The sequence below is a fragment of the Amycolatopsis sp. NPDC003861 genome, from assembly GCF_053605405.1.
Map to the genome: position 1 here is coordinate 1 of NZ_JBSGJD010000337.1, position 8,310 is coordinate 8,310.

Consider the following 8,310-nt stretch of genomic DNA (forward strand, 5'->3'; position numbering starts at 1 on the left):
CCTCGATCACCGGCCGGTGATCGAGGCGTTGGCGTTGATCCGCCGGTACGCGACAGCGGGGAACCTGACCTGATAGCCGCTCGGATCCGGTGACTGGTCAAGCCTGATCTATCGCACCGACACCCGGGGACGGGAACGGGAACGGGTGGCCCGGATGGTGTACGAGATCGCCCCGTTCCAGGCGCCGCGGCAGCTATTGCGGTGCAAGGAGATCTGGGTGGTCGGCGCTGAGGCGCGGCGCAACCCTGAACAGGATCTGCCGGCCGACTTCGCCCAGCTCCGATGTCGTGAATTACCACACCCCTCCGGACACGACCAATACGCACACGGACTCTGCTCAGCACGAGCTGATGGTATCCGGTTGGGGATGGGCTACTGCAACCGTGAGCCCGCGGAGTCTGAACTGTCGGCCGGCGTAACCTCGCCACCGGTGTCCGGGGTCCGCGGACTGCCGCTCACCCCCGACGACCTCCTGCGCTGACGGCGGTATCCGGGCGTTCGGTGACCCGGGGCCAGGTGAAACGGGGCCGGCGACACGGGATCCGGCGGCCCGGGGCCTGTGGCGCCGGATACCGCACGCTGCGGGAAGGCAGTGGCAGCGAGCCGCGCGGTATCGCCCGCCACCTCGGTGTCTGCCCGCTCGACGGCGTTGTGCAGCGCCGCACCGGCGAACACCAGATCGCGCAATGTCGCCGCCTCCGGCACGGTCAGCCCGCATCGGGTTCGGCGTGCTCACCGCGGTCAGTACCGGGATGCTCATATGCTGGTGCCTACAAGTGAGTGAACCGAGCGCAGGCAGCGCTTGCGCTGGCTGCCGAGGCGATTGAGCGGAGGTGGGTGCATGTCGGCGACGAAGCTCCTGGTGATCGGTATCGTGCACCTCTCCGGCGGCGCGCATGGCTACCAGGTGCGGTCCGAACTGCAGAATTGGCACGCGGAAACCTGGGCCAAGATCAAACCCGGCTCGATCTACCACGCACTGAAGAAGGCAGCGGCCGACGGCCTCCTCACCGAACACGCCGAGCCGGGCAACTCCGGGCCGGAGCGCGTTCTGTACCGCGTGACAGCCCGGGGACGTGACGAGCTGGTCGAACTGGTCCGCGACGGCCTCCGGCGCACCCACGACCCGGACATGCTCAACGCGTCCATCGCCATGTTGCCCATGCTGACCAGGTCAGACGCCATCGCGCACGTCAGCGAGCGGGTCGCACGCCTGGAAGCGGAACTCGTCGTGCAGGCCGAGGGGTGGGAGAACCCGAACCCCGGCATCCCCGAGCACGTCCGCGAGCAGGCCGAACTGTGGGCGGGACACGCACGCACCGAACTGGAGTGGGCGAAGAGCCTGAGCAAACGACTGTCCGAGGGCGCCTACACCATGGCCGATGACCCGGGGTCGTGGCGAACGGTCCACGATCCCCTCAAGATGCACTTCTAATCAAACTTGACTAGACGGTCCTCCTCGTGGCACTCTGACCAAGTACTCAAATTTGACTAGCTCGAGCAATCCGTTCGCAGATAGAAGGAGACAGTGCGATGAGCACCACAGTGCACACCGACGCTCCGGCGATCACCCGCAAGCCCGGCCGCGCAACCAACGTCGGATTGTGGGTGCTGCAGGCAGGCCTGGCCCTCCAGTTCGCCGGGGGCGGCATCATGAAGGTCACCGGCGCACCCTTCATGGTTGAAATGTTCACCGAGATCGGAGCGGGTCAGTGGCTGCGCTACGTGGTCGGCGCCCTGGAGATCGCCGGCGCGGTCGGGCTGCTGATCCCGCTGCTCTCGGGCCTCGCCGCTCTCGGGCTGGCCGCCGTGCTGGTCGGCGCGGCCATCACCAACGTGTTCCTCCTGGAGGAGAGCGCGTGGCTGCCACTGGCCCTCCTGGTCGGGGCTGTGGTGATCGCCTGGGCTCGCAGGTCCAGGACCTCAAACCTGGTCGGCCTGCTCCGACGGTGACGGACACGCATCGAGAAGTGGAGCGAAGCCATGAACGAGATGACACTCCGCGTGACGTCCGCCGACGGCACATTCAGCAGAGTGGGCGCATGTCGGCGACGAAGCTCCTGGTGATCGGTATCGTGCACCTCTCCGGCGGCGCGCATGGCTACCAGGTGCGGTCCGAACTGCAGAGCTGGCGTGCGGAAACCTGGGCCAAGATCAAACCCGGCTCGATCTACCACGCACTGAAGAAGGCAGCAGCTGACGGCCTCCTCACCGAACACGCCGAACCGGGCAACTCCGGACCGGAACGCGTTCTCTACCGCGCAACCGCTCAAGGACGTGACGAGCTGGTCGAACTGGTCCGCGACGGCCTGCGGCGCACCCACGACCCGGACATGCTCAACGCGTCCATCGCCATGTTGCCCATGCTGACCAGGTCAGACGCCATCGCGCACGTCAGCGAGCGGGTCGCACGCCTGGAAGCGGAACTCGCAGTGCGGGCCGAGTGGCGAGAGCACCCCGCTCGGGACATCCCCGAGCACATCCCCGAGCACGTCCGCGAGCAGGCCGAACTGTGGGCGGGACACGCACGCACCGAACTGGAGTGGGCGAAGAGCCTGAGCAAACGACTCTCCGAGGGCGCCTACACCATGGCCGACGATCCGGGGTCATGGCGAACGGTCCCCGATCCCCTCAAAATGCACCTCTAATCAAACTTGACTAGACGCTCCTCCCTGTGCCACTCTGACCAAGTAATCAAACTTGACTAGGCTCAACTAATCCGTCCGCAACACCGAGAGAAGGACTCGAACCCATGGGAAAACTCGCGATCGAGACGAGAGGGTTGAAGAAGAGCTTCGGCGAGACCCACGCGGTCGCCGGTGTCGACCTGTCCGTGAGCGCCGGGAGCGTGTTTGGCGTGCTCGGTCCGAACGGGGCGGGCAAAACCACCACGATCCGCATGCTGGCCACGCTCCTGCAGCCCGACGCCGGAGAGGCGCAAGTGCTCGGCTACGACGTCGTGCGTGACGCCCAGGCGGTGCGAAGCAGGGTGGGCCTCACCGGGCAGTACGCGTCGGTCGACGAGGACCTCACCGGGGCGGAGAACCTGTTGCTGCTCGCCAGGCTGCTCGGCTACTCACGCCCCCGAGGCAAGGAGCGGGCGGCCGACCTGCTCGACGCGTTCGGCCTTGCCGAGGCGGCCGACCGGCAGGTGAAGAAGTACTCCGGCGGGATGCGCCGGCGCATCGACATCGCGGCGAGCCTGGTCGTCCCCCCCGAACTGATCTTCCTCGACGAGCCCACGACCGGGCTCGACCCGCGCAGCAGGAACCAGGTCTGGGAGATCGTCAGGGGCTTGGTCGCCCAGGGCACCACCGTGTTGCTGACCACGCAGTACCTCGACGAGGCCGACCAGCTGGCCGACCGGATAGCGGTGATCGACCACGGGAAGGTGATCGCCGAGGGCTCGAGCGGCCAGCTCAAAGCCTCGGTCGGCGCCGGCTCGCTGCACGTACGGCTACGTGCGCCCGAGCAGCGGGCCGACGCCGAACGGGTCCTCGCCGCCGCGCTCGACGAGCCGGTCGAGCTCTCCGCTGACCCGGCCGCGCTGTCCGCAAGGATCTCCGACCCCGAACGGGTCGCCCGTTCCCTGGCCGAACTGTCCCGCAGCGGCATCGACGTCACCGAGTTCGCGCTCGGTCAGCCGAGCCTGGACGAGGTGTTCCTCACCCTGACCGGACGCGCCGCCGAAAACACCCCCGAGGAGGAGGCCGCATGACCACCATGACCACCACGCCCGCCGAGCAGGCGTCGGCGCCAGTCACCGAGGACGCGCTGCGCCGTGTGCTACTGGTCGGTGAGCGCCCGTCCCGACCCGGCCCGGTGCGCACCTCATTGACATTCGGCTGGCGCGCTCTGCTGAAGATCAAGCACCTCCCGGAGCAGCTCGTCGACGTGACCATGTTCCCGATCATGTTCACGCTGATGTTCACCTACCTGTTCGGCGGCGCGCTCGCCGGGTCGACAGGGGACTACCTGCAGTTCCTGATTCCGGGCATCCTGGTGCAGGCGAACGTCATGATCACCATGAACACCGGCATCACGCTGAACACCGACATCCAGAAGGGGGTGTTCGACAGGTTCAGGTCACTTCCGGTGTGGCGGCCATCCCCGCTGGTCGGCGCCCTGCTCGGCGATCTGGTGCGCTACTCGATCGGGTCGGCGGTCGTCATCGGGCTCGGACTGGTCCTGGGGTTCCGGCCGGAGGGTGGCGCCGCCGGCGTGGTGCTCTCGGTCGCGCTGCTGCTGGTGTTCTCGTTCTGCCTGTCGTGGCTGTGGACGATGCTCGGCCTGATCCTGAGCACGCCGAACTCGGTGGCGGGGGTCAGCATGATGGTGATGTTCCCGCTGACGTTCGTGAGCAACATCTTCGTGGACCCGAAGACGATGCCCGGGTGGATGCAGGCGGTCATCGACGTCAACCCGATCACCCACCTGGTGAACGTGGTACGCGGCCTGATGCACGGCTCGGTCCCGGCCGGGGAAATCGGCTGGGTGCTCGTCTCGGCCGTACTTCTCGTCGCGGTCTTCGGCCCGCTCACCATGGCCCGCTACCGCAACAAGAAGTAGCTGCCGCTACCGCGAGCACTCGGTCGAAATCAACTCCGGCAACCCGGCCCACTCGGCCAGCGCCAGCACCGGTACCAGGCCCGGACACGACAAGGAGAGACGATGAGCGAGCTGACCACCACGCAGCCCGCTGGCACACCGACCTGGATCGATCTGGGCATCCCGGATCTCGACCGCGCGATGACCTTCTACGGCGCGTTGTTCGGTTGGGAGTTCGATGTGGGACCGGCGGAGTTCGGCCACTACACCCAGTGCTTGCTACGGGGCAGACCCGTCGCGGCCATCAGGCCGAACCCCGATCCCGACGCCACGGACTTCTGGTGGAACGTCTACTTCGCGACGGATGACTGTGACGCCGCGGCCGCCCGGGCCCGGGACGCGGGCGGCGCGATCGTCACCGGCCCGATGGACGTGCTGGACCAGGGCCGGGCGGCGATCATCAAGGACACCACCGGTGCGCAGTGTGGACTGTGGCAGGCCGGTGCCCACATCGGCTGCGAGATCGTCAACGAGCCGAACGCCCTGCTCCGCAACGACCTGGTCACCGCGGAATCCGGGTCCGCGCGCGACTTCTACGTCGCGGTCTTCGGCCATACGTTGGATGCCCACCCGGACCGGCCTGAGCTCGACTTCACGTTCCTGCGCAGACCGGATGGCCACGAGATCGGCGGCATCGCCGGTGACCCAACGGCCACGAAGTCCCGTTGGGGGACCTTGTTCCAGGTGGACGACGCCGATGCGGCGGCGCAGCGAGCGGTCGACGCGGGTGGGACTTCGGCCGAACCCTACGACATGATCTACGGGCGGGTCGCGAACATCACGGACCCGTTCGGCACGGAGTTCGATGTCGGTGCGGCGATGACGAGCTGAACCGGCGGTCAGGCTGCTTTCTTGAAGCATCAAGTTCGAGAGGAATCGCAATGAACATTGCACTGTGGATCGTGGCCGGTCTGCTCGCGATCGCCTTCCTGGGGGCGGGAGCCAGCAAGCTCGCCACACCGAAGAAGAAGCTGTACGACAAGGGCATGACGTACGTCGAGGACTTCTCCGACGCCCAGATCAAGACCATCGGCACGCTCGAAATCCTCGGCGCGATCGGCCTCATTGCGCCCGCGTTCGTCTCGGGGGCCACCTGGCTCGTCCCCACCGCCGCGACAGGCCTGTTCCTGACGATGATCGGCGCGGTAGTCGTGCACATCCGGCGCAAGGAACAGTTCGTTTCGCCGCTCGTGCTCGGGTTGCTCGCGGCGTTCGTTGCTGTCGGCCGGTTCTGGATCGAGACCCTCTAGGAGGTCGTCACGCGGCAGCTCCGATCCGGAGCTGCCGCGTCCACCTCTTCGAAGGTCGTCGCGATGCCGAACTTCGGCGCCGGCAGACCCGCGGCGGTGAGCAGTGCACCGAACGCACCGCGGTCTTCCGCGCGGCGGATCGCCGCAGCCGACGTGCCGACAACCGGAACACGCGTCTTCTGTATTGCCGTATGCCTCGACCCGACGCAAGTCACGTCGCACTCGAGAAGACGCCGGATCCGTCCGGTCGCCGAAATAATAGCGGCGCGTCCTCGCGCGCATGCGGCGTCTGGACACTGGCAGTTCACGTAGGTGAGAACGGAGAAGGATATGGCCGGGGCAGGCGTGACCGAGATTACCGCGTGGATCATCGAACATCAGTTCACTCCGCCCGGTGGTGAAGCTCGCCCGTCCGGAACCTACGACGGTGAAGGATACCTTCAACCGATTCTGGAAATGGCCCGCGAGTTCGAGCGGGCCCACCCGGAGTACGCGGTGCGCGTCGAGGGTCACGATCCCTGGACGATGGCGGAAGAAGTCGCGCGCGCCGTCGAGCGCGGGGAAGCACCGGACATCGCCGAGTACTACGCCACCGCGACCCAGCTCGCCTACGATACCTACACGCCAGACGGTAAGCCGGTGTTCACCTCCATCGAGAGGGCTCTCGGCGGCCGCAAGGAAGTGCTGGGGCAGCGTGTGCTGATCGACGACATCGAACCGCTCTCACGGAACTTCTACACGTATCAGGGCGACCTGTTCTCCGTGCCCATGACGGCCACCACTCCCCTGCTGTACTCGAACATGACGATTCTGCGCAAGGCCGGGATCGACACTCCCCCCAGGACCTGGGATGAGCTCGTTACGGCGTGCGAGGCGGTCGCGCGGCTCGACGAAGCTCCAGCCTACGGGGCGGCCTGGCCCAACAACGGCTGGATCTTCCAGCAGGCACTGGCGCAGCAGGGCGGTCTCATCGCGAACAACGGCAACGGCAGGGAAGCCAGAGCTACCGTGGTCGACCTGGCCTCCAAGGAAATGATCTCGTGGGTCGAGTGGGTGCGGGACTTGCATGCGGCCGGTCACTACGTCTACTCAGAGGGAGCCTTCTGGAGCGCGTTCGAGACATTCGCCCGGCAGGATGCGGTGTTCGCGCTGAGCTCGTCGAAGCAGGCCGAGGAGTTCGTCCGTTCCGGCGAGGAGAACGGCTTCGAGGTGACCGCGAGCCCGATGCCGTTCAACTCGTCGGTGCCCTACGTGGGGAGCCTGGTGTCGGGGTACTCCCTGTTTCTGCGGGACGGTCTCGACGAAGCCAAGCGGGACGGCGCGCTCGCGTTCATCCAGCACCTGATCAAGCCGTCGAGCATCATTCGATGGCACCGGGCGCACGGATTCCTCCCGATCACCAACGAGGCTTACGACACGCTGGAGAGCGAGGGCTGGTTCGCAGCCAATCCACATCACCGAGTGGCCAGTGACCAGCTCAGCACGTCGGCGCAGTGCGCCGCGACGTCCGGTGCGTTGGTGGGTGACTTCGCGGGCATCCAGCACGCCATGACCAGGGCGATGAAGGACGTTTTGTTGTCAGGCGCGGACCCCGGTCCGAGGTTCGAGCAGGCGACCGAGGAGGCACAGCGTCTCCTGGACGAGCACAACGCCGCCTGCCTGCGGCCGGTCCCCTCGACCCCAGCGCGGCTCGACGTGTACTGACGTGGAGGACCTGTCACGACGATCGAGGACGTCAGTGGATCGCCACTTCGGGCCCCGCCATCACATCGTGCACGGCTGGCACGTCCGCTGATCGTCCGCGACCCGACCAGCGCATGCGCCGTCTCAGGTGGTGTCTGAAGGCGCGAGAACTGCGCGATGTGTCCTCGGACGACCGAGCCGACGGATGGTCGGTGCGATCATGCCGTCCCGCGATACGACGTCGTAGAGAACCTCGAACGCGCCGACCTTGGTGACGGGCAGTCCCGCGGCCGCGGCCTCCAGGGCGAGCACGCCGCAGGAGGAGGCCCGTACAGGCACGCCGACCCCGCCCGCGTCCTCGATCAGCGCGGCAATGTCCTCGAACTCGCGCTCGATCGCGTACGGCGCAGTGTCGCCGCTCTCGCCTCGACCGCGGCGGTCGCACCTGTAAACGGTGAAGTGGTTGACAGCTCCGCAGCAAGCGGCGCGTTCTCCGTGGACACCCTGGTTTTGAACGTGTGATGCGACGTCACTTGTCCGCGATCTGTGACGGCACTGCTAGTGAAGGGCGGGTTGCTGTCAGCGAATTTTGACGTCACTTGGGCCTTGCGGTGGCAGCATCGATGTGCCTCGAGTGAGGAGCGTCGATGCCGGGCATGTCGAAGGCCGAGCTTTACGCCGCGATCCGGCGTGACGCCCGCGAGGGCATGTCCGGCCGGGCGATCGAGCGCAAGCACGGAGTCGGCTGGCGCACCGTGCGGCGGGCGCT

9 protein-coding genes are annotated in these 8,310 nt (G+C 66.8%); 8 read left to right on the plus strand and 1 reads right to left on the minus strand.

Translation table 11 applies throughout. From position 1 onward, the window contains the following. Nucleotides 1-841 precede the first annotated feature (841 nt). From ACWEVN_RS43865 to ACWEVN_RS43900, 8 genes are all read left to right on the plus strand, one after another. A complete protein-coding gene (locus tag ACWEVN_RS43865) occupies nucleotides 842-1,435 on the plus strand; it encodes a PadR family transcriptional regulator (RefSeq protein ID WP_449684751.1) in 594 nt (197 codons plus the stop codon). 98 nt (nucleotides 1,436-1,533) lie between these two features. Next, a complete protein-coding gene (locus tag ACWEVN_RS43870; protein WP_452055234.1) occupies nucleotides 1,534-1,953 on the plus strand; it encodes a DoxX family protein in 420 nt (139 codons plus the stop codon). Between the two features lie 89 nt (nucleotides 1,954-2,042). Then, nucleotides 2,043-2,648, plus strand: a complete 606-nt coding sequence (locus tag ACWEVN_RS43875; RefSeq protein WP_449684749.1) for a PadR family transcriptional regulator — start codon at nucleotides 2,043-2,045, stop codon at nucleotides 2,646-2,648. Nucleotides 2,649-2,752: 104 nt separating this feature from the next. After that, nucleotides 2,753-3,718, plus strand: a complete 966-nt coding sequence (locus tag ACWEVN_RS43880) for an ATP-binding cassette domain-containing protein (RefSeq protein WP_449684748.1) — start codon at nucleotides 2,753-2,755, stop codon at nucleotides 3,716-3,718. Between the two features lie 5 nt (nucleotides 3,719-3,723). Next, entirely contained in the window at nucleotides 3,724-4,569 is an 846-nt protein-coding gene (locus tag ACWEVN_RS43885) for an ABC transporter permease (RefSeq protein ID WP_452055237.1), read from the plus strand. Nucleotides 4,570-4,671: 102 nt separating this feature from the next. Continuing rightward, a complete protein-coding gene (locus ACWEVN_RS43890) occupies nucleotides 4,672-5,439 on the plus strand; it encodes a VOC family protein (RefSeq protein ID WP_449684747.1) in 768 nt (255 codons plus the stop codon). A 50-nt stretch (nucleotides 5,440-5,489) separates the two neighbouring features. Further along, the gene (locus ACWEVN_RS43895; RefSeq protein ID WP_452055235.1) at nucleotides 5,490-5,858 is read left to right on the plus strand and encodes a DoxX family protein; all 369 of its coding nucleotides are present in this window, start codon (nucleotides 5,490-5,492) and stop codon (nucleotides 5,856-5,858) included. A 330-nt stretch (nucleotides 5,859-6,188) separates the two neighbouring features. After that, nucleotides 6,189-7,562, plus strand: a complete 1,374-nt coding sequence (locus tag ACWEVN_RS43900; protein ID WP_449684745.1) for an extracellular solute-binding protein — start codon at nucleotides 6,189-6,191, stop codon at nucleotides 7,560-7,562. A 123-nt stretch (nucleotides 7,563-7,685) separates the two neighbouring features. Here the strand turns inward: ACWEVN_RS43900 and ACWEVN_RS43905 are convergent, their stop codons facing one another. Beyond that, on the minus strand, nucleotides 7,686-7,853 hold the full coding sequence (locus tag ACWEVN_RS43905) for a hypothetical protein (RefSeq protein ID WP_452055236.1): 168 nt from the start codon (nucleotides 7,851-7,853) through the stop codon (nucleotides 7,686-7,688). Nucleotides 7,854-8,310: the final 457 nt, after the last annotated feature.

Coding starts and splice junctions, on each gene's coding strand:
- ACWEVN_RS43895 (WP_452055235.1), top strand. CDS start 5,490: ATGAACATTGCACTGTGGATCGTGGCCGGTCTGCTCGCGATCGCCTTC.
- ACWEVN_RS43880 (WP_449684748.1), top strand. CDS start 2,753: ATGGGAAAACTCGCGATCGAGACGAGAGGGTTGAAGAAGAGCTTCGGC.
- ACWEVN_RS43900 (WP_449684745.1), top strand. CDS start 6,189: ATGGCCGGGGCAGGCGTGACCGAGATTACCGCGTGGATCATCGAACAT.
- ACWEVN_RS43885 (WP_452055237.1), top strand. CDS start 3,724: ATGACCACCACGCCCGCCGAGCAGGCGTCGGCGCCAGTCACCGAGGAC.
- ACWEVN_RS43865 (WP_449684751.1), top strand. CDS start 842: ATGTCGGCGACGAAGCTCCTGGTGATCGGTATCGTGCACCTCTCCGGC.
- ACWEVN_RS43890 (WP_449684747.1), top strand. CDS start 4,672: ATGAGCGAGCTGACCACCACGCAGCCCGCTGGCACACCGACCTGGATC.
- ACWEVN_RS43875 (WP_449684749.1), top strand. CDS start 2,043: ATGTCGGCGACGAAGCTCCTGGTGATCGGTATCGTGCACCTCTCCGGC.
- ACWEVN_RS43870 (WP_452055234.1), top strand. CDS start 1,534: ATGAGCACCACAGTGCACACCGACGCTCCGGCGATCACCCGCAAGCCC.